Below are 23,147 nucleotides of genomic sequence, written 5' to 3' on the forward strand. Positions count from 1 at the left end.
CGGCAGCACCAAATGCACCGGTTCTTGATCCAATCAATGCGACTAATCCAATCACAGGTACAGCAGAAGCGGGATCAACCGTAACGGTGAGCTTCCCTGATGGCACAACAGCAACTGTAGTTGCAGGGCCTGATGGTAAATGGACAGCGCCAAACCCAGGTGACTTGACTGATGGTCAAATAGTGACTGCGACAGCGACTGACCCAGCAGGTAACCCATCATTACCAGGTACAGGCACTGTAGATGCATTGGCACCGACCGTTGCCTTGAGTGACGTGTTAACCAACGACAGCACACCTGCATTAACCGGTACAGTGAATGATCCGACTGCGACTGTGGTGGTGACTGTAGATGGCATAGACTATCCAGCAGTCAATAACGGCAATGGTACCTGGACGCTTGCAGACAATACTCTTCCAGTGTTGACCGATGGTCCACACACCGTAACTGTGACAGCGACCGACCCTGCAGGTAATGTGGGGATAACAGGTGCAGTGGTGACTATCGATACGACAGCACCGACAGTTGCGTTAAGTGATGTAACCACCAATGACAGTACACCTGCATTAACCGGTACAGTGAACGATCCAACAGCGACTGTTGTGGTGACTGTAAATGGTGTGGAGTATCCAGCGGTCAATAATGGCAACGGTACCTGGACACTTGCAGACAATACACTTCCAGTATTGGCAGATGGTCCACATACTGTGACTGTGACAGCAACCGACCCAGCAGGTAATGTGAGTACAACCAGTGCGGTGGTGACTGTAGATACTGCAGCAGCGAACCTACTTGGTGCGATTACAGTACCGGATGACTTAAACATTGATGGCATCATCAATGCATCAGAACTTGGCACAGACGGCAGCTTTGATGCCCGTGTCGCGTTGGGTCCGGATGCAGTGGTGGGCACTGTCGTGAACGTTAACGGCACTGACTACACAGTGAGTGCAACTGACTTGACGAATGGCTATATCACCGCAGCAATTCCTGTGACAGCAGATGGCCCAATCACCATCCATGCCCAAGCAGTGGATTCACAAGGTCATATCAGCAGCCCGGCAGATGTCACAGTAACTGTAGACACGACACCGGCGAACTTACTTGGTGCGATTACAATACCAGATGACTTAAACATTGATGGCATCATCAATGCAGCAGAAATTGGCACAGACGGCAGCTTTGACGCCCGTGTTGCGTTGGGTCCGGATGCAGTGGTGGGTACTGTCGTGAATGTTAACGGCACTGACTACACGGTGAGTGCAACTGACCTAGGCAATGGCTATATCACCGCAGCAATTCCTGTAACAGCAGATGGTCCAATCATCATCCATGCACAAGCGGTGGATGCACAAGGTAATATCAGCAGTCCAGCAGATGTCACTGTAACTTTAGACACTACTGCGCCAACAGTTGTGTTAAGTGATGTAACTACCAATGACAGCACACCTGAATTAACAGGTACAGTGAATGATCCAGCAGCGACTGTGGTCGTGACTGTAAATGGTGTGAACTATCCAGCGGTTAATAACGGCAACGGTACCTGGACACTTGCAGACAATACACTTCCAGTGTTGGCCGATGGTCCACATACCGTGACTGTGACAGCAACCGACCCAGCAGGTAATGTGAGTACAACCAGTGCGGTTGTGACTGTAGATACTGCGGCAGCGAACCTACTTGGTGCGATTACAGTACCGGATGACTTAAACAGTGACGGTGTTATCAATGCAGCAGAACTTGGCACAGACGGCAGCTTTGATGCCCGTGTCGCGTTGGGTCCAGATGCAGTGGTGGGCACTGTCGTAAACGTTAACGGCACTGACTACACGGTGAGTGCAACTGACTTGACGAATGGCTATATCACCGCAGCAATTCCTGTGACAGCGGATGGTCCAATCACTATCCATGCACAAGCAGTGGATGCCCAAGGCCATATCAGCAGTCCAGCAGATGTCATCGTGACAGTAGATACACTACCAGCGAACTTACTTGGCCCGATTACAGTACCAGATGACTTAAATACTGATGGCATTATCAATGCATCAGAACTTGGTGCAGATGGTAGCTTCAATGCCCGTGTTGCGTTGGGTTCTGACGCAACCGTGGGTACTGTTGTGAATGTTAACGGTACTGACTACACAGTGAGTGCGACTGACCTGGGCAATGGCTATATCACCGCAACAATTCCTGTGACAGCAGATGGTGCAATTACCATCCATGCACAAGCAGTGGATGCGCAAGGTAATATCAGCAGCCCAACAGATGTCACTGTAACTGTAGATACGCTTCCAGCGAACTTACTTGGAGCGATTACAGTACCGGATGACTTAAATACTGACGGCATTATCAATGCATCAGAATTGGGTGCAGACAATAGCTTCAATGCCCGTGTTGCGTTGGGTCCAGATGCAGCGGTAGGTACGGTCGTAAACGTTAATGGTACTAACTACACTGTCAATGCAACTGACTTGACGAATGGCTATATCACCGCAGTGATCCCAGTGGTTGCTGATGGCCCAGTGACTATCCATGCACAAGCGGTGGATGCGCAAGGTAATATCAGCAGTCCTACCGATGTCACTGTGACAGTGGATACAACTCCAGCGAACTTACTTGGTGCGATCACAGTACCGGATGACTTAAACACTGACGGCATCATCAATGCATCAGAACTTGGTGCAGACGGTAGCTTTAATGCCCGTGTAGCATTAGGTCCAGATGCAGCGGTGGGTACTGTCGTGAATGTTAACGGCACTGACTACACAGTGAGTGCAACCGACTTGACCAATGGCTATATCACCGCAGCGATTCCTGTGACAGCAGATGGGTCGATTACCATCCATGCACAAGCGGTGGATGCGCAAGGTAATATCAGCAGTCCTACCGATGTCACTGTAACTGTAGATACAACTCCAGCGAACTTACTTGGTCCGATTACAGTACCAGATGACTTAAATACTGACGGTATTATCAATGCATCAGAACTTGGCACAGACGGCAGCTTCAATGCGCGTGTTGCGTTGGGTCCGGATGCAGCGGTGGGTACTGTCGTAAACGTTAACGGCACTGACTACACAGTGAGTGCAACTGACTTGACGAATGGCTATATCACCGCAGCGATTTCTGTAACAGCAGATGGTGCAATTACCATCCATGCTCAAGCGGTGGATGCGCAAGGTAATATCAGCAGTCCTACCGATGTCACTGTAACTGTAGATACAACTCCAGCGAACTTACTTGGTGCGATCACAGTACCGGATGACTTAAACATTGATGGCATCATCAATGCATCAGAACTTGGCGCAGACGGTAGCTTTAATGCCCGTGTTGCGTTGGGTCCAGATGCAGCGGTGGGTACTGTCGTAAACGTTAACGGCACTGACTACACAGTGAATGCAACTGACCTAGGCAATGGCTATATCACCGCAGCAATTCCTGTGACAGCAGATGGTCCAATCACCATCCATGCCCAAGCAGTGGATGCGCAAGGTAATATCAGCAGTCCAGCAGATGTGACGGTAACTTTAGACGCTACTGCACCAACAGTTGCGTTAAGTGATGTAACCACCAATGACAGTACACCTGAATTAACAGGTACAGTGAACGATCCAACTGCGACAGTTGTGGTGACTGTAAATGGTGTGGACTATACTGCGGTGAACAATGGCAATGGTAGCTGGACACTTGCAGACAATACGCTTCCAGTGTTGACCGATGGTCCACACACTGTGACTGTGACAGCAACCGACCCTGCAGGTAATGTGGGCACTGGCAGTGCGGTGGTGACTGTAGATACTGCAGCAGCGAACTTGCTTGGCCCGATTACAGTACCGGATGACTTAAATAGTGACGGTATTATCAATGCATCAGAACTTGGCACAGACGGCAGCTTTGATGCCCGTGTTGCGTTGGGTCCGGATGCAGTGGTGGGCACTGTCGTAAACGTTAACGGCACTGACTACACTGTCAATGCGACTGACTTGACGAATGGCTATATCACTGCAGCAATTCCTGTGACAGCGGATGGCCCAATTACCATCCATGCCCAAGCAGTAGATTCACAAGGTCATATCAGCAGCCCGGCAGATGTCATCGTGACAGTAGATACGCTACCAGCGAACTTACTTGGTCCGATTACAGTACCGGATGACTTAAACACTGATGGCATTATCAATGCATCAGAATTGGGTACAGACGGCAGCTTCAATGCGCGTGTAGCGTTGGGCCCAGATGCGGCGGTGGGTACTGTCGTAAACGTTAACGGCACTAACTATACTGTCAATGCGACTGATCTTGGCAATGGCTATATCACTGCAGCCATTCCTGTGACAGCGGATGGTCCAATCACCATTCATGCCCAAGCAGTGGATGCGCAAGGTAATATCAGCAGCCCAACAGATGTCACTGTGACTGTAGATACCACACCAGCTGATTTGATTAGTGCGATCACAGTACCGGATGACTTAAACATTGATGGCATCATCAATGCATCAGAACTTGGCGCAGACGGTAGCTTTAATGCCCGTGTAGGATTAGGTCCAGATGCAGCGGTAGGTACGGTCGTAAACGTTAACGGCACCAACTACACTGTTAATGCAACTGACTTGAGCAATGGTTATATCACAGCAGCAATCGCAGTAACTGCAGACGGCCCAGTGACTATCCATGCACAAGCAGTAGATGCACAAGGCAATGTCGATAATGCTACTGATGTCACAGTAACTGTGGATACTACGCCACCAGATATCAATGCAGCTGCAATTGCGATTAATCCGATTACAGGTGATAACGTCCTTAGTCCGGTTGAGACTGCAGGAACAGTAAATATTACTGGAACGGTGACTATTCCTGCTGATGCAACTATTACTTCGGTTGTTGTTAACGTTAATGGCACAGACTACACAGCTGTAGTAGATCCAGTAAGTGGAACATGGACAATAGGTGTACCTGGTAGCCAGCTTGTAGCTGATACTGATTTGACAGTTGATGCAAAAGCAACCTTTACGGATGCTGCTGGTAACAGTAGTAATTTGCAAGCTACTCAAAGTTATACAATTGCAAGTTCTTCAATCATTGCATATGACAACTTTGATACGGCTGTTCTTGCTCCACAACCATTACAAATTGCAAATGATGCAGCTCTTGGTAGCAAAACTTACTTGGCGCTTGTATCGCTTGCTGGTCTTAACCTACAGCTTGGCTCTGAAGCGGTTAGCTTTAATGTAGCTGCAAATCAAGAAGGTAATGCGACATTCACCTACAGTGCTTTAATTGGGGTCAATGCTCTATCTGATTACTCATTAGTTGTACAAAAATTTGATACAGCTACTGGTCAATGGACTTCTATATATGGTGGTGGTCAAGCAGATATTCTTCACCTGACTTTATTAGGTTCTACACCAGGTGTTGTTATCGATGGGCTTGAGCAAGGTCAATACCGTGCATTCATGACTTATAACGGTCTAGCAGGTATTGGTTTACTAGGTACTTTAACAGGTACTATGGATATTTATGATACAACTCAAATCGGTAGTTTCTACACAGAAACTGCGGACGGTAATGTGATCGTAGATATTAACTCAAGTGGCCAAGCTGATGTCGTAACTCCAAATACAGTTGTGAGTGAAGTTAATAACCAACCTGTTCTTGCTAATGGCACAACCATTAATGGTACATACGGTACATTGGTGATCAACCTTGATGGTTCATACGTTTATACTCCAAATCAAAATGCTTCTGGAGTTGGGCAAGTCGATCACTTTGTATATACCTTAAAAGATTCTGTAACTGGTGATGTGGCCCAAGCAGCACTTAACATTCAATTAAGTTCTGTTAAAGCTGCAGATAACTTGGCAGTTGCCGACATTAATCCAGAATCTTTACTTGTTGCGAATGATGTAGCACTTGGTAGTGCAAGTTATGTAGCTGCAATATCGTTAGCAGGTCTAAATTTACAACTTCTTGGTAACCCAACAGTTGCATTTAATGTGGATGCTGACCGTCAAGGTACTGCGACATTTACATTCAGTGGTTTACTCAACGCTGGTGTATTGAATGATTATTCGATTGTTGTTCAAAAATATGATGCTGCAACAGGACAATGGGTATCTATTGGCGGAAACAACCCACAAGCGACTTTAGTTAGCTTATCTCTAATAGGAGGTACTCCAACCGCAGTCATTGAAGGGCTAGATCCAGGACAATATCGTGCATTCATGGGCTACAGTGGTTTAGCAGGTGTGGGTATCGGTGGTACATTGACAGGTACAATGGATGTGTATAACCCATATGTTGTATCTGGATATTCAGTTGATCCGATCTCTGGTAACGTCATCAAAGATGCTGGTATTAATGGTGCGGTAGATGCTGCAAGTAATAATGCAGTGATCTCAGCAGTGAATGGAAATGCCGTTAACGCAACGGGTACAACTACAATCACTGGTACTTACGGTACGTTAGTCATTGATCAACATGGTAATTATACCTATACACCAAATGCAAATGGTCTCAACCTTGGTAAAGTGGATCAATTCTCGTATACGTTACTAGACCCAGCAACAGGTAATACGTCTCAAGCTATCTTGTATGTCCACTTGGATAGTAACAAGGTTGCTATGACTTGGAATGCAGCAGATCCATCACAACCTGCGGTTATTACAGGTCATGTTCCAGTTGATGCAATGGATAACGTTGCTTCAGCAGCAATTGACATGGTTTACCCAACTACACAACAAGTTCTTAGTAACGCGATTAGCTATAGCTGGTTGTTAGGTGTTGGTGGAGTTGTTGTTGGTTCTAAACAAGGTACAGCAACCTTTAATGTAGCTGAAGGACATGTATCTGAAGCTATCATCTCGGTTAACTTTGGTTCAGTAGCTACGGTTGTTGATGGTTTACATGTGGTATTAACACGAGTAAATCCAGACGGTACTCGTACGGTAATTGCAGATAGTGCAAATACAGGAGTACTTGATCTATTAGGTATCTTCGGCTCTGAAGTGAAATTCAAAGTTGATAATTTAGGTTCTGGTAGTTATGAGCTATTTATGGAAAGCAATACGCTTCTAACAGCTCTAGGTAGTGTCACTGCAAGTATTACTTTGAATAATGGTGATATTACACAAGTACCTAACTTGGTTGTAACTCCGGTTACAGGCAACGTTCTTTCAGACGACAACTCGGCTGTATATGGACCAAACTATACGCCAGACTACATTACGACTACGACAGTTGTGACTTCTGTGTCTTCTGAAACAGGTAATACATCGGCTGTGAATGTAGGTTCATCAACTGTTATTGTTGGTGCTTATGGTTCCTTAACAATTAATGCTGATGGTACTTATAGTTATCAAGCTACAGCGAACACACAAAATATAGGAAAAGTTGATAGCTTTACCTATACCGTGACAGACCCTGTAACTGGTAGAACAGACACAGCAACATTGCATATCCAAATTGGTTCTCCAGATGTGAATATCACTTGGAACAATGCTAACCCTGGTGCAGATGCAGTAATTCCGTTACCTGTAGCAAATGCTGATACTAATCATGCAACTGTTAGTATGAAACAAGTGACTGATGCAGTTGTTGATGTACCAAGTGGTAACGTATCGCTTAGTACATTACCTCCAGTTTTAAGTAGTACAGTGACATCGAACCAATTTGTTGTTGCAGCTAATACTGTTACTGATGTACATGTTCAGTTGAACTATTTAGCATCTTTAAGCCTGTCTGTTTTACCAACGACTGGATATAAGATCCAACAATTTGTTGGGGGAGCGTGGGTTGATACAGTTTACTCAGGTTCTGCGACCGCTTTGGCAGGTATTTTAGGTGCACCAGCATACTCAGCTGACGTATCTCATTTATCTGCTGGTACTTATAGAGTGGTATTTAGCTTATCTAGCTTACTTCCAATTGGTAATATGTCACTTGATTCAGTTGTAACGACCAAAACAACCCATCTAGATACTTATACACCTGATGGTCAGTCTGATTGGATTCACGGCAATATCTTGTTAGGCGATACAACTGGTGGAGTTGCAGATACTTCAGCTGCTTCTCAACTATATGTTGAAGTTACACCAGGAAATTACCAAATTGCTGCTGGTCAGGCGATCAATACAGGTGAAGGTACGTTGTATCTCTACCATGATGGTTCGTACTACTATAAAGCTCTTGATACTGCGGCAAATGCTACGATTGATACGATTAACTACAAACTCGTATCGGTGACTGGTGCAGAGTCAACTAGCACATTAACGATCAACTTAAGTCAAGAGTTGAATAGCCTAGCTGTAAGTACAGGAGCAAATGATACATTTACGCTTGGAAATGGCTCGGATACCTTGATTTATAACACGTTGACTGCTGCTAGTGTGAATAGCCCAACAGGTGGTAACACAACTGCTGGTGGTGTAGATACATGGACTGATTTCCATGTAGGTAATACAGCAACTGATAGTCAAGCTGATAAGATCGATATTAGTAACTTGTTACTTACTCATCCAAACAGTTTAACCATTGGTCAGTATGTATCTGTAAGCTATGACGCTGCCACACAAAATGCCACAATTAGTGTAGACCGTGATGGCTTAGGCTTAACTTATTCAAGTACGCAATTGTTGACGATTCATTTGGATCAAGCTAGAACATCATTAACGCTTAATGATCTACTCAACAACGGTCAAATTATCTATTAATAGATAATTAACCAAATAAAAAAGAGAACCCTAGGGTTCTCTTTTTTATGTTTAAACAATACGTTAACTTAGCTTTTAAAGACTTCATGCTATGATGTATTGAAAATTTTATAGAACAACAAATAACGAATAGGGACTTAATTCGAGTGTCGGTATTTTTAGACTTTAAAAGACAACTTAAACTTTGGTTGGAACATTTCGTTCAGCATGTTTCAGACCTTCCAGAAGAAACAATTTTATTTATGTCATTTGGTCCTAAAGATCAAAGATGTAGTGTCTGGCATACCGAAAAAACAGCTTTTTCACAAGTAACTATACAATTACTCGATTTTATTGATAAACAGTTTTCTCCAGATCAACTTCCAGACTATATAAAAATTGATGTTGCGTACAACCTAGAAAAACAAAGTTGGAGTCAAATAGAACAACTTGTTCATCATCAATTTCACAATAACCACTATCGTAGAGGAATTGCATTTGATGAAGCATGTTCGGTAATTTTTCTTGAGCAAGAGATATATGGCAAAGCCATTATTCGGGGCTTAAGTTATGACAAACCTAACTTTTTTGATGAAACCAATCTGAACTATGCAATTAAGCACAAATATAACGCTACTAAACCACAAATTAGACTACAAGAGCTGCAAGTCATTTGGACTTTCGATACCTATGCAACTTTTTATGAAAATGGACAGTTTATTAATTTAGCAAGCCGTTATGATGCAAATGGTATTAGAGGTATTGCGATCAACAAGAAGCTGCATTTTAGAGAGCTTATTGATAAAAATGCAGTTTTTTTGCACAGCCAGATTCAAGAAAATGGCAAATTCATTTATGGTTATTTTCCTGCCTTCGATCGAGATATCCGCAACTACAATACGGTACGTCACTGCACATCACTTTATGCATTATTAGAAACTTTCGAAGTACAAGATAAACCTGAATACTGGCCTAAAATTGTGAGTGCCATCCAATATGCACTTACTCACTTTTATAAAGAAAAAGATTCTACAACTGCTTTTATGATTGATGGAAAAGAAGGGGAGTTTGAAATTAAATTAGGTGCAAACGCAGCAGCTATTTTAATGTTAACGAAATATCAGGAAATTACTCAAAAAACAGATTATTTAAAATATGCAGAGAAACTCGCAAATGGTATTTTAAAATTAGTTGATTCAGATGGATTAACTACTCATGTATTAAATTATCCAAGCTATGATTTAAAAGAAAAGTTTAGAATCATTTATTACGATGGAGAAGCAGCATTAGCTTTACTCAGGTTGTATCAAATAAATCAGGATAAAAGATTATTAGATACTGTTAAATTAATGTTTGAAAATTTTATTTATAAAAGATATGAAAAATATCATGATCACTGGTTAAGTTACTGTACCAATGAACTTACAAAAATATGTCCTGAAGAAAAATATTTTATTTTTGGTTTAAATAATTATTTAAAACATTTTATTTTTATTCGAAATAGAAAAACAACGTATGCCACTTTGTTAGAAATGCTCATGGCTGCTTATAAAATGGTAAATCGTTTAAAAGAGCAAGGCCATCAAAAACTTTTTGAACAAGCTTATATGCACGAGTTAAAAAAGCTCATTACATTTCGGGCTGAGTTTCAAACTACAGGCTTTTTCTATCCAGAAATAGCGATGTATATGGCTCGTCCAGATAAAATATTGCATGCTTTTTATGTAAGACATGATCGCTTTAGAGTAAGAATAGATGACCAAGAACATAACTTATCGGGCTATATTGCCTATGTAAAAGATTTCGAAGGAGAGGAGACATGATTGATCCTCTGTTTGAAATTAAGTTATTGGCAGCTCTCGATAATACGAACTTTGATGATGCGGTTTGGGAATTTGAAATTGATGGAGACATCTCAACTTTATTGCTCATTGATTATGCATTAGAGCAGTTTCATCAAAAAAATATCAAAGCAGGTAAGACTTATGTTATATCTGAGCAAAAGCTTAAGCAAATTGGTGAGCAAAATTTAGGTTTAGAAAAAAATGAAACGTATACATTTGTCGAACTCCTACAATTCTTAATTTTTACTCAGGCAAATGATGTCAAACATGCTTTAAGCAATATACTTTTTGGTTCAGTTGAGCAAGCACAATTGACCTTGTCTCAAAGAGCAGCAAACTATCATTTAACTTTAAATCCATCTCATCAATTAAAAAAACTCTTTCTATTAGTACAGCACATTTATAGTTATCCAGCCGAGCTAAAGAATCTTTTCTTTATTAAAAACCTTTCTTTTAAAAATAAAGCATATCAACCCATTACGCCTTTGCTTGCTCATCCTGTGTTAACTTCGGTTTTATATATTTCACATACAGTTAGACAAATTTATATTACTTATCTTGAAGATAACCAGAGCATTGGCTTTTTCTCTTTTTTAGATGACATTCACCGTCTCGAGCATTTGGTTCCTTATTATCACTGTTTCAAAGAAGAGCACGTAAAGGCGAAGAGTTGTACTTCACAGACTGGGATCATCAATATTCTTGGAGATACATATTTCGGTGAAATGTATACCGAAAAGCGTGAATCTAGAGGGAAAATAGATGCTCTGCAACAATATGGATATCACTATTCATTTGAAAAAATACAGCCATTTTTAGGTAAAAATGACATAAACATAGCTAACTTTGAAGCAGTCTTTTCTCTAGAAAACCAATCACCATTAAAAGATAAAAAGCCATTCATTCTAAAAGCCGATGCTAAAAAGACATTAGAAGAGTTTAATAACGTTCATCTTAACTATTTGGTGTTGGCAAACAATCATCTGAAGGATTATGGCGATGAAGGGTTGGCATATACACTACAACAATTGGATCAGGCGAATGTTTCATATATAGGTGCTGGACTAAATCAAAAAGATGCCCACAATTACTTTGAAATATCTTTTGAAAATAAGCACTATGCGATTTTTAATGGTTACTGGCATAGAGACACCGCTTATCTAGACTACGATTTCTATGCATTAGGACCACGAAGCGGAGTAGCTTGTTTAAATGGTGTTTTACTTGAGCAAATAGTACGTTATAAGCAGGCTCATCCTAAGCATAAAATTATTGTTATTTGCCATTGGGGAATCGACTTTAAACCTCCTACAAAAGAGCAAATTAAACTTGCCGCTATTCTTACACAGGCAGGGGCTGACCTGATCATTGGTCATGGTGCTCATACTATTCAACCCATTCAGATCATCAACCAAAAGCCAGTTGTGTTGGGTATAGGCAATGCTGTGTTTAATAGTGATGGAGAGTATGAACAGCAAAATGCTTTGCCATTTGGCTGTATAGTGAGACTAGATCTAGCAAATGACTTGCTTCGACTTTATCCAATTTATACGAATAACTTAAAAACTTTTTGGCAACCGTATCCTGTAGATACTGAGAATTTCTCAAAGGCCAGTACTTATATGACATCTTTACTGGCCCATGAGGATTACCTTACTACCAAAGATAGCTTGGGGGCGTATATTGAAATTAAATTTTAAGTATATTGTTTATAACTAGATAAAATGGTTTGAAGCTGTGCTTGAGTAAAGCCTAAGTTTCTTAAGCCACCACTGCCTAATTTACATTCAGCACTGGCCATAATATTGGTCGGAGTAGTTTTAGTAGCATTAGGTGCACATACATGTTTTAAGCCGAAAGCATGACCCATCTCGTGAATACTACCTGCTTGAATATTATAATTTAAACGATTCCAGTCTAATAAAATAAAGGGTTTTCCGTTATTACGGAATGTTCGACTGGTAACATCATCAAACTCTAAGTTTTTTGAATATGCATCGTATATAAAGATGATAACTTCTTTACGTGCTGTGCGCTTAGGGAAGCAGGCATTGGCACTTGCAGGGATAGAGCCTATAGAAATAGGACGAGCTTGGTTTATTTCATTACCAAGTTCACAGTGCATTTTTGAAAAATCTTGGTAAGAAATATAACGGTTTAATTTGAAATTAAATATTTTATTTCCTTGTTCATCTAAATAATATTTATTTAAGATGCGGACTTCTTTTCGCATTTGTGTCAGGTTATCAAAGCGTGCAGCAGAAGGATTGTCAGTAGTAAAAACGAAAGTGACTGGAACTACAGGTCTATTATTGGCAGGCTCCTCTGATAAATCAGGCGTTTGTAGAGGAGGACGGGTCGTACAAGAAACACACAGAAGTGTCCCTGTAATCATCAGCAAGGTTTTTTTCATATTCATCGCATTGTCTCTGCATATTCTTTTAAAGAGATTTAAAGTAAATTTTTATATGATATGAACGATGTCAATTTTTATGGATTCCATTTTGACAACTCAGTATGAACTACATCGACAAATTTTAGAAGTCATCGCTCTCATTCCATATGGAAAAGTAGCAACTTACGGACAAATAGCACGTATGGCGGGGTTACCTAAACACGCCAGATTAGTGGGTTATGTTCTTAAACATCTTGATGCAGATCATCAAGTTCCTTGGTACCGTGTTATTAACTCACAAGGTAAAATTAGCCTAAGTAAATTTAATGAAAAAGGTGAAAATGTTCAGCAGTTAAAGCTTGAAGCTGAAGGAATCTATTTGTTGAATGGCAAAGTGAACTTAAAGCAGTTTGCATGGCAACCTTAAAATTATTAAAGAGAACAAATACAAATGCAGAATTATAAATGGCGGAGTGTAGCCATATTATTACTAGATTTAACAGCGCAATCAAGTTTTGCAGAGCAAGCTATTTCAGCTCAACCTTTTATCAATGTGAAAGCTTCATCACAAGATATACATTCGATTTGTCAGCAGTTGAGTCAGAAATGTAGCGATGAAGTTAAGCTATGGAAAGCCAAAAATACACAAGATCAGATTTATTATTTAATAGATGAGACTCCGCAAATTGCTCAAGTTAAAAAGCGAAATAACCAATACACAGTAATAAATCAGTGGAACTTTAAAAATTATGAACATAGTAATAAAGAGCCACATTCTGATGATTTAGGCCCTAATGGACTCAAAATCTTTCCAGCACTCTATCCGCTTAATAAAAGTGAATATGCCATAGCAGTGCTAAATATATGGTTTACTGGTTATTCTGGAGGAGGGAGTTTTGAGGAAAACGCTGATTTTGTCGAGCTTAAGCCTAAAGGGCAGTATCAGGTTGCATTAAAAGATATTACTTTTTCTTCGAATAAAATGATTCGGGCATGTTTTTCAGAACAAGAGTATAAGAAGTCACCGCATTGCCATGATGAAACATGGATGATATTAAATATTAGGTTTAAAGATATCGGCCAATCTTACTATTTATGGCAGTTAAATTACAAAAATTATTCTTGGGATGCTTTTAAAAGTAAAAAAACAATAACGGTTGAGCAATCAAGAGAAGACATTATTCCTTTTAAAAAATAAGTGCCTATCTGGCTGAATTGAGCCAGACAGGCATTTTCTAGCGAACAATTAAAACTGGAATATGGCTTTCACCTAAAACTTTTTGTGCGACACTTCCTAAAACAAGTTTTCGCACGCCTGTGCGGCCATGAGAGCCCATTACAATCAGGTCTGCATTAAGCTCTTGTGCAGCTTGAATAATTTCTTCGTGAACAACGAAACCTTCAAGTAATTTAGTTTCTACAGTAAGGCCTTCTTGTGAAAATTGTTGTTTGGCTTGTTCTAAAATATCGAGTAAGTATGTTCTAGTCCGCTCAATGAGTTCATTGGTTTGACCAGTCTTCACATAAAGATCTGCAATAATTGGATCAAGAGCCATGACCTGTACGATAGTAATTTTACTATTTAATGCTTTTCCAAGTTTGATCGCTTCTTTCATCGCGACCATAGAAGTTTCAGAACCGTCAATTGGTACAAGAATATGTTGATATAACATGAGATTGTTCCTTATTGTAATGATGCTTATTTATTCAATACTTTATACTTCTTTTCTTACGATTTAAATTCGAGCTCGTAATCATTTGTGATTTTAAACAATAAAACTTGAGAATACATTTTATTTGTCTCGTAAATTTTCAATATGAACTGTTAGAGCATCAATATCATCAGTTTGCAAATATTCCCGCATTTTTAAAACTTGTTTTTCATCTAATTCATAAAGCTTTAAAGCGAGTAGTTTTTCTATTTGCTCGGGAGGAAACCGGTATTTAATAATTGTTGCTGGTACACCACCAACAATTGCATAGGGTGGAATGTCTTTTGTTACGACGGCTCCAGTTGCAATTACAGCACCTTCACCGATTTTTACACCTTGCATAATCATTGCACGGCTTCCAATCCAACAACCATCTGCAATGATGGTGTCACCAGCTGCTAAAAAACTGCGGGTATCAAAAGGGAAAGTCGAAATCCAGTCTGGTCTATGAAGCTGATTACCACCCATCATAATCACGCACTCAGCCCCAAAACACACAAAATTACCAATATAAAGCTGATCGATAGGTTTGTCTGGGGTCGAAGCTTTGTCGTGTAAATAGCGTACGACACAACGTTCAAAACCTTGATCCCAATAGGCTGAGTAGTAAGAATAATTACCTTTAATATGGATATTCGGATTTTTTACAGTTTTGGAAATAAACTCAAATTCGCACCAATGACGGACTGGTGTGTTAATCAGAGGCGTGTCCATAATCTATTATCCAAACAAAAATGAGCTAAACCATATTAAATAAAAACCCCTCAGCAAGAGGGGTTCAAGAGCACAGTATCTTAGAGATATTCTACGCTTACAACTTCATACTCAACTTCGCCTTGAGGAGTGGTGATTTTTACTTCATCACCTTCATTTTTACCCAAAAGGCCGCGAGCGATTGGTGAGTTCACTGAGATTTTATTAATTTTAAAATCAGCTTCGTCATCACCAACAATTTTATAAGTCTTGCGTTCTTCAGTATCAAGGTTCTCAATCGTTACCGTAACACCGAATACAACACGACCGTTTTGTTCTAAGTCTTTAACATCGATGACTTGTGCAGCACCCAATTTTCCTTCGATATCTTGGATACGGCCTTCACAGAAACCTTGCTGTTCACGAGCAGCATGATACTCTGCGTTTTCTTTTAAGTCCCCATGTTCACGTGCCTCAGCAATCGCTTGAGTAATACGTGGACGTTCAACAGATTTCAGATGTTGTAATTCTTTCTCTAAGGCGCTTTTACCTTCAGGGGTCATTGGATAACGTTGCATTTCGGTCCCTCTTAAGTTGAGAAAACACAGTTAAAAAAATGAAAAAATCCCGCCACCGATAAGGTGGCGGGACTTATCGGAAAAAAATTAACCTACAGTTAAATCTTGCAAGCGGTATACATCCATTGGCAATTTCACAGCAAAGGCTTGGCAAACCGCTTCTGCGCCATTGATAGTCGTTGTGTAATACACTTTGCCTTGTAGGGCAGCACGACGAATCATTGCAGAATCATATTGAGCTTGTTTGCCTTCAGTAGTGTTGACAATAAGGTGTATTTCACCATTTTTCAAGCGGTCAACAATATGTGGACGTCCTTCAGTTACTTTATTTACAGGTTCACATTCCAAACCAGCTTCTTTAAGTACTTTATACGTTCCACCTGTTGCTACCAGTTTGAAACCATATGCCACGAACTTTTTAGCGATATCAGCAATATATTTCTTATCAGATTCACGAACAGATAAGAAAGCAATCTTTTCTTCGCCTTCAGTTGGTAGGCCTGGTAAACGGTCATTTGAACCTAAAACGGCTTTATAGAACGCTTCGCCAAATGTCTTACCAACGCCCATTACTTCACCTGTAGATTTCATCTCAGGCCCAAGCATTGGGTCTACGCCTTGGAACTTAGCAAATGGGAAAACAGCTTCCTTCACAGCAAAGTGAGTTGGAATGATTTCTTTAGTAAAGCCTTGAGATTCAAGTGATTGACCCGCCATACAACGAGCAGCTACTTTTGCTAAAGATTCACCAATACATTTTGATACGAACGGAACAGTACGTGATGCACGTGGGTTTACTTCAAGAACGTAAATATCGTCGCCTTTAACTGCGAACTGAACGTTCATTAAACCAACTACACCAAGTTCTTTCGCCATAGAAACTGTTTGACGACGCATTTCATCCTGAACTTCTTTAGAAAGAGAGTAAGGAGGAATAGAACATGCTGAGTCACCAGAGTGAATACCAGCTTGTTCGATATGCTGCATGATACCGCCGATGACGACATCTTTACCGTCAGATACGCAGTCAACGTCAACCTCAGTTGCATCGTCTAGGAAACGGTCAAGAAGAACAGGCGCTTCGTTAGATGCCTGAACTGCTTCACGAAGGTAACGTTTAAGTTCTTCTTCGTTGTATACGATTTCCATCGCACGACCACCTAATACATAAGATGGACGAACAACTAACGGATAACCAACTTTCGCAGCTTCAGAGATACCTTCTTCAGCAGATTTTACAATGCTGTTGTTTGGTTGGCGAAGCTGTAAACGTTGAATCATTTGTTGGAAACGTTCACGGTCTTCTGCGCGGTCAATTGCATCTGGAGAAGTACCGATAATAGGAGTACCAGCTTCTTCTAAAGCACGTGCTAACTTAAGTGGAGTCTGACCACCGTATTGTACGATTACGCCTTTTGGCTTCTCAGTACGTACGATTTCAAGAACATCTTCAAGTGTTACAGGTTCGAAGTATAAACGGTCAGATGTGTCATAGTCGGTAGAAACAGTTTCAGGGTTACAGTTCACCATGATTGTTTCATAACCGTCTTCACGCATTGCTAAAGCAGCGTGTACACAGCAGTAGTCAAATTCGATACCTTGACCAATACGGTTTGGACCACCACCAATGACCATGATCTTGTCACGGTTTGATGGATTTGCTTCGCACTCTTCATCGTAAGTTGAATACATATATGCTGTACCAGATTCAAACTCTGCAGCACATGTATCAACACGTTTGTAAACTGGATAAACACCCAAGTTCCAACGTTGTTTACGGAATTGCTTTTGAGAAATACCCATGAGGTGCGCAATACGAAGGTCAGATAAACCTTTACGTTTGAACGAACGGATATTTTCAGCAGTTAGATCACCAAAACCTAAAGTTTTTACTTGAGCTTCTGTCTTAACGATATCTTGAATTTGAATCAAGAACCAACGGTCAATCTTAGTGGCTTCAAATACGTCATCTAAAGAGAAGCCATGACGGAATGCATCTGCTACATACCAGATACGCTCAGGGCCCGGAACTTTAAGCTCTTTTAAAATGGTTTCTTTTACATTTGTTGCACCAGCTTCGATTTTTTCATCGAAACCGCTTACACCAACTTCAAGACCACGTAATGCTTTTTGTACAGATTCTTGGAAGTTACGGCCAATTGCCATGACTTCACCAACAGATTTCATCTGAGTGGTAAGAACTGGTTCTGCTTGTGGGAATTTCTCGAAGTTAAAACGAGGAATCTTCGTTACAACGTAGTCGATTGATGGTTCAAAGCTCGCAGGAGTTACGCCGCCAGTGATGTCATTTTTCAATTCATCAAGGGTATAGCCAACAGCTAGTTTCGCAGCAATTTTTGCAATCGGGAAACCAGTTGCTTTAGAAGCAAGAGCAGACGAACGAGATACACGAGGGTTCATCTCGATCACAACCATACGGCCGTCTTTCGGGTTAATACCGAACTGAACGTTAGAACCACCTGTCTCAACACCAATTTCACGAAGAACCGCAACTGAAGCATTACGCATCAATTGGTATTCTTTGTCAGTTAATGTTTGAGCTGGTGCTACAGTGATTGAGTCACCTGTGTGAACACCCATTGGATCAAAGTTTTCGATCGCACATACGATAATACAGTTGTCGTTTTTGTCACGAACAACTTCCATTTCGTATTCTTTCCAGCCAATTAAAGATTCATCAATCAATAACTGGTGAGTAGGAGAGAGGTCGAAACCGCGTTCACAAATTTCAAGGAATTCTTCACGGTTATATGCAATACCGCCGCCTGAACCACCCATTGTAAATGATGGACGGATAATTACTGGGAAACCAAAGCGAGATTGGATTTCCAATGCTTCTTCCATGGTTTCAGCAATAGCAGCTTTTGGACATTCCAAACCGATTTTGCGCATAGCGATGTCGAAGAGTTTACGGTCTTCAGCTTTTTCAATCGCTTCTTTAGTTGCACCGATAAGTTCTACATTGTACTTCGCTAATACGCCGTTTTCATCAAGTGCAAGTGCGCAGTTCAATGCAGTTTGTCCACCCATAGTTGGAAGGACTGCATCTGGACGCTCTTTTTCAATGATTTGAGCAACAGTTTGCCAAGTAATTGGCTCAATGTAAGTTGCATCCGCCATTGAAGGGTCAGTCATAATGGTCGCTGGGTTAGAGTTAACCAAAATAACACGGTAGCCTTCTTCACGAAGTGCTTTACATGCTTGAGCACCTGAGTAGTCAAACTCACATGCCTGTCCAATCACAATCGGGCCAGCACCAATAATTAAGATGCTTTTAATATCCGTACGTTTAGGCATTATTCGCTCCGTAATTACTGTTTAGATGCTTCGATAAGTTCGATGAAGTGATCGAACAAAGGTGCACAATCATGTGGACCAGGACTTGCTTCAGGGTGACCTTGGAAGCTGAAAGCTGGTTTGTCAGTACGGTGGATACCTTGTAAGGTGCCATCGAACAATGATTTATGCGTTGCTTTTAAGTTAGCCGGTAATGTCTCTGCATCTACAGCAAAACCATGGTTTTGAGAGGTGATCATCACTGTACCGTTTTCAAGATTTTGTACAGGATGGTTTGCACCGTGGTGACCATGATTCATTTTTACAGTTTTTGCACCAGAAGCGAGTGCCAAGATTTGGTGTCCTAAACAGATACCAAATACAGGTAATGTTGTGGTTTCAACAATAGTTTTTACAGCTTCGATTGCGTAGTCACAAGCCGCTGGGTCACCAGGACCGTTTGAAAGGAATACGCCATCTGGATTAAGTGCTAATACTTTTTCAGCCGGAGTTTCAGCAGGAACAACTGTAAGTTTGCAACCGCGGTCTGCAAGCATACGCAAGATGTTGGTTTTGACACCATAATCGTATGCAACCACATGGTATTTTAACTCAGGTTGAGTAAAGCCCTTACCTAATACCCATGAACCTTCAGACCATTCAAAACCTGTAGGATCACAGCACTCTTTGGCAAGGTCTAAACCATTTAAACCACCAAAAGCGCGAGCTTTAGCAATCGCTTCTTCTTCAGTAATATTTTCGCCAGCAAGGATGCAACCATTTTGTGCACCTTTGTCACGTAAGATACGAGTGAGTTTACGTGTATCAATATCAGCAATTGCAACAACATTGTGCGCCTGCAAATATTCACCTAACGACTGCTCAGAACGGAAGTTACTGTGTAGTAGTGGAAGGTCACGAATAATTAAACCATTCGCCCATACTTTATGGATACGACCAGATTCAACGTCTTCTTCGTTGCAACCAGTGTTACCAATATGAGGGTAAGTTAATGTCACAATTTGTTGTGCATAACTTGGGTCAGTCAAAATTTCTTGATAGCCTGTCATGGCTGTGTTAAAAACGACTTCTCCAGTCGTACTTCCCGTTGCGCCGATTGACGTTCCTTTAAAGATCGTTCCATCTGCGAGGGCTAAAATGGCGGGGGTGCTCAAACCAAAGCTCCTGAATTTCGGCTGTAAAAAAGCGAGTAGACCTAAAAAAGATAGGCGATGTTCTAAAAAAACATGCCCCTCCCTATCGGTCTGCCCGCTTGTAACTTAACAGCGCATTATACGCATGGAACCCTAAAAAGTCTATTTATTTTCTATTAAAAAATATAATTCCTTGCTTGCTTTTTGCAAAAAAATTCATCCGCTTGTCTGAAATTGATACTTTTAGCAAATTGTCTAACAATCTGGTGGCTGAAATAAGTCAATTCCACTTATTGTAATGCTAGCTAAAAAATAAACAATATGAGGAAATAGCATGAGCAATAATCAAGTTTCAAAAGATATAGCTGAGAATGCTTCGTCTGTAGCAGAGACGGTTAAGACCGAAGTAACTGAAGCAAAAGAAGCTGTAGCGAAAACAACAACTCGAGCTAAAAAAGCAGTGAGTACTAAAGCAACACAGGTAAAAGAAGTTGTAGCTGAAAAAACAGAACAGGTGAAAGAAGTCGCTCATGAAGCAACTTCGCAAGTTAAAGAAGCTATTGTAGAAACTCAAGAACAAGTCAAAGCTGTAATTAGCGAGACTGAAGAAAAAATTGAGGCTGAAACTCAAGAGTTGAATCAGAACATTCAAAACCAGTTTGCTCAGATTAAACAAGATATTTTGCAACGTCTTGATGTGATTAAAGCTCAGTTCAATACTTCTCAAGAAGGATTGAATGAATTGAAAAATACATTGAAAGCTGAAATTAATGCATTAATTGAAGATTTAACGAAAGTGACTAAAGAACTTAAGGGTGACATTAGCCAGATTTCTTTAAAACATAAAGACTCTTTAAGTGAGAGCTTAAAGCGCACTAAAAATAATGCGGTTGAGGCTTGGAACAAAGCAAGAGATCACTAAAGATTTAAAATTAAAATTCAATAAAAAAGCGAGAATTAATTTCTCGCTTTTTTATTTTTTAAAACTGATGCAGCCAATCACGTTTATTGTGAAAATCAGCATTTTTTCCACTATGCTGCATTGCATAGTACTGCATACCATCTTTTGTTTTTAAAACAGCAGTTAAACCTAAATAAAGGTTTGCCCATTTCAAACGGTGCTGCTGCATAAACTGGCCTAAATCAAGACTTACATTTAAACCATAATGGGTACGCTTGAGATGATTTAGTTCAATATCGTAAGCAACGAGGGGAGGCATGCTTTCCGGATATCGATATTCTTCAAACTGGTAGGTTTGCCATGCTTGAGAAGGGGAAAGGTTAATTTCCCGGTAGAAATCTTCATCATGCACGCCGATAAAAATTTCAAAACAAGTCTCTTCCCACAAAAAATCTTGACGAGGATGAGCCGAGACTTCTTGGGGCCAGATAATAAGTTGGTTTGGATCACGAATCCAAAAACCCACATTTAATGTATGCGGGGCTTGCTGTTCAATTGCGCCAACAACAGAAACAGCATGAAAACGATCAAAAGCTGAAAGTTCGTAACTTGCCATAAGTAGTCAATAAGTTAGTTTGCTAAGTGAGCGTGACGAACGAGGTTAGATAAGTGTTGGTTTTGCTTAGCTGCTTTTTTGTAGAGTAAAACGATTTTACCGATTTTTTGCACAGCTTCAGCACCAGTCGCTTCTACAATTGCATCAATTACAGCTGCACGAGCTTCACGGTCTTCACCAGCAATTTTTACTTTGATGAGTTCATGATCATTTAAAGCACGAAGAGTTTCTTCGATTACAGCATCTGTTAAGCCTTGTCCACCAATCATGACAACCGGATTAAGCACGTGACCAATTTGACGTAAACGTTTACGTTCATGAATAGATAAAGCGGCCATTAAAAATACCTGATTTTAAAAACGACTTAGTATAGCAAAAAACTTAAAATCAAATGTACGAAAAACTGTATAAATAATCGATCAACATTATTGGAAAAAAACTGTAAAAGTTATTGAGATTAGGTTACATCCGTACTGTAATGAGAGTAATTTTCACGTACAATGAACAATCAGAAGTTTTTTTGATATTTAGTGAGTTATGGCAACACGCATCACAAACCAAAAATTGTCTAAAAGTAGTCGTGCGTGGATGAGGGAACATCTAGACGATCCTTTTGTAAAAAAAGCACAAAAGGAAGGATATCGTGCACGAGCAGCATATAAACTTCTTGAAATTCAAGAAAAATATAAGTTGATCAAGCCAGGCATGACAGTGGTTGATTTGGGAGCAGCTCCTGGGAGTTGGTCGCAAATTGCTGGGAAACTTGTTGGTAGCAAGGGTTTAGTTATTGCTTCCGATATTTTGCCTATGGATGCTTTGCCGGATGTCACTTTCTTACAAGGCGACTTCAGAGAAGAAGCTGTATTTGAAAAATTGTTAAATATTTTAAACGGAAGACAAGTAGACATTGTAATTTCTGATATGGCCCCCAATACATCAGGTAATAGGGCTGTTGATCAACCTAGACAGATTTACTTGTGTGAACTTGCTTTAGACTTTGCTCAGAAAGTTTTGGGTCCCAATGGACAGTTTGTTGTTAAAGTGTTCCAAGGCGCAGGATTTGATGAGTTTCGTAAACAAGTCGTTGATAGTTTTGATGTGTTAAAAACAGCAAAACCAGCAGCTTCTCGGGCACGATCTAAAGAAGTTTTTTTGGTTGGACAAGGGCGTAAGAAAGCATTGCAATAAAGTTTACTTGCCAAGCTCCTAAAAATTGTGCATTTTGTATCTTTTAGGTTATCCGCAAGCAAGACAATTGCTGTTTTTAAGACGA

The 23,147-nt window shown here is 40.5% G+C and carries 15 protein-coding genes; 7 read left to right on the forward strand and 8 right to left on the reverse strand.

Annotation, left to right across the window (positions count from 1 at the left end):
• From AC1PJ9_RS09060 to AC1PJ9_RS09070, 3 genes are all read left to right on the forward strand, one after another.
• A partial coding sequence (locus AC1PJ9_RS09060) for a BapA/Bap/LapF family large adhesin (RefSeq protein ID WP_479762734.1) occupies window positions 1-8,705 on the forward strand: 8,705 nt, incomplete at its 5' end.
• Window positions 8,706-8,851: 146 nt separating this feature from the next.
• Window positions 8,852-10,507, forward strand: coding sequence for a poly alpha-glucosyltransferase (locus AC1PJ9_RS09065; protein ID WP_311086729.1), 1,656 nt, complete (start codon window positions 8,852-8,854; stop codon window positions 10,505-10,507).
• Window positions 10,504-12,228: a CapA family protein gene (locus AC1PJ9_RS09070; protein WP_311086730.1), complete on the forward strand. Its 1,725-nt coding sequence runs from the start codon at window positions 10,504-10,506 to the stop codon at window positions 12,226-12,228. The genes AC1PJ9_RS09065 and AC1PJ9_RS09070 overlap by 4 nt, the downstream gene beginning before the upstream one ends.
• Here the strand turns inward: AC1PJ9_RS09070 and AC1PJ9_RS09075 are convergent.
• Window positions 12,225-12,941: a zinc metalloprotease gene (locus tag AC1PJ9_RS09075; protein WP_311086731.1), complete on the reverse strand. Its 717-nt coding sequence runs from the start codon at window positions 12,939-12,941 to the stop codon at window positions 12,225-12,227. The genes AC1PJ9_RS09070 and AC1PJ9_RS09075 overlap by 4 nt on opposite strands.
• 79 nt (window positions 12,942-13,020) lie before the next feature.
• On the opposite strand from AC1PJ9_RS09075, the gene AC1PJ9_RS09080 reads away from it, so the two are divergent.
• Both AC1PJ9_RS09080 and AC1PJ9_RS09085 read left to right on the forward strand, forming a co-directional pair.
• Window positions 13,021-13,350, forward strand: a complete 330-nt coding sequence (locus AC1PJ9_RS09080) for an MGMT family protein (RefSeq protein WP_311086919.1) — start codon at window positions 13,021-13,023, stop codon at window positions 13,348-13,350.
• Window positions 13,351-13,374: 24 nt separating this feature from the next.
• Window positions 13,375-14,121, forward strand: a complete 747-nt coding sequence (locus AC1PJ9_RS09085) for a hypothetical protein (RefSeq protein WP_311086732.1) — start codon at window positions 13,375-13,377, stop codon at window positions 14,119-14,121.
• A gap of 37 nt (window positions 14,122-14,158) precedes the next feature.
• Here AC1PJ9_RS09085 and AC1PJ9_RS09090 read toward each other — a convergent pair whose 3' ends face one another.
• The 5 genes from AC1PJ9_RS09090 to carA all read right to left on the reverse strand — a co-directional run bounded on the left by AC1PJ9_RS09090 (window position 14,159) and on the right by carA (window position 20,378).
• Entirely contained in the window at window positions 14,159-14,596 is a 438-nt protein-coding gene (locus AC1PJ9_RS09090) for a universal stress protein (protein WP_311086733.1), read from the reverse strand.
• 120 nt (window positions 14,597-14,716) lie between these two features.
• Window positions 14,717-15,349, reverse strand: coding sequence for a CatB-related O-acetyltransferase (locus AC1PJ9_RS09095; RefSeq protein ID WP_311086734.1), 633 nt, complete (start codon window positions 15,347-15,349; stop codon window positions 14,717-14,719).
• An 80-nt stretch (window positions 15,350-15,429) separates the two neighbouring features.
• The gene (gene greA / locus AC1PJ9_RS09100; protein ID WP_191010364.1) at window positions 15,430-15,906 is read right to left on the reverse strand and encodes a transcription elongation factor GreA; all 477 of its coding nucleotides are present in this window, start codon (window positions 15,904-15,906) and stop codon (window positions 15,430-15,432) included.
• 87 nt (window positions 15,907-15,993) lie between these two features.
• Entirely contained in the window at window positions 15,994-19,224 is a 3,231-nt protein-coding gene (gene carB / locus AC1PJ9_RS09105) for a carbamoyl-phosphate synthase large subunit (protein WP_311086735.1), read from the reverse strand.
• A gap of 14 nt (window positions 19,225-19,238) precedes the next feature.
• The gene (gene carA / locus AC1PJ9_RS09110; protein ID WP_191010362.1) at window positions 19,239-20,378 is read right to left on the reverse strand and encodes a glutamine-hydrolyzing carbamoyl-phosphate synthase small subunit; all 1,140 of its coding nucleotides are present in this window, start codon (window positions 20,376-20,378) and stop codon (window positions 19,239-19,241) included.
• A 313-nt stretch (window positions 20,379-20,691) separates the two neighbouring features.
• Here carA and AC1PJ9_RS09115 point away from each other — a divergent pair, with 313 nt between their 5' ends.
• Window positions 20,692-21,279 carry a hypothetical protein gene (locus AC1PJ9_RS09115; RefSeq protein WP_263614450.1) on the forward strand — a complete coding sequence of 196 codons (588 nt, stop codon included), beginning with the start codon at window positions 20,692-20,694 and terminating at the stop codon, window positions 21,277-21,279.
• A gap of 58 nt (window positions 21,280-21,337) precedes the next feature.
• On the opposite strand, the gene AC1PJ9_RS09120 is transcribed toward AC1PJ9_RS09115, so the two are convergent.
• Window positions 21,338-21,874 (reverse strand): DOMON-like domain-containing protein, encoded by a 537-nt coding sequence (locus tag AC1PJ9_RS09120; protein ID WP_263614449.1) that lies wholly within the window; start codon window positions 21,872-21,874, stop codon window positions 21,338-21,340.
• A gap of 14 nt (window positions 21,875-21,888) precedes the next feature.
• Window positions 21,889-22,212, reverse strand: a complete 324-nt coding sequence (gene yhbY, locus AC1PJ9_RS09125; protein ID WP_000729551.1) for a ribosome assembly RNA-binding protein YhbY — start codon at window positions 22,210-22,212, stop codon at window positions 21,889-21,891.
• Window positions 22,213-22,411: 199 nt separating this feature from the next.
• Here yhbY and rlmE point away from each other — a divergent pair, with 199 nt between their 5' ends.
• Window positions 22,412-23,062 carry a 23S rRNA (uridine(2552)-2'-O)-methyltransferase RlmE gene (gene rlmE / locus AC1PJ9_RS09130; RefSeq protein ID WP_000235573.1) on the forward strand — a complete coding sequence of 217 codons (651 nt, stop codon included), beginning with the start codon at window positions 22,412-22,414 and terminating at the stop codon, window positions 23,060-23,062.
• The last annotated feature ends 85 nt before the right edge of the window (window positions 23,063-23,147 follow it).

Source organism: Acinetobacter sp. 70_2 (genome assembly GCF_056736115.1).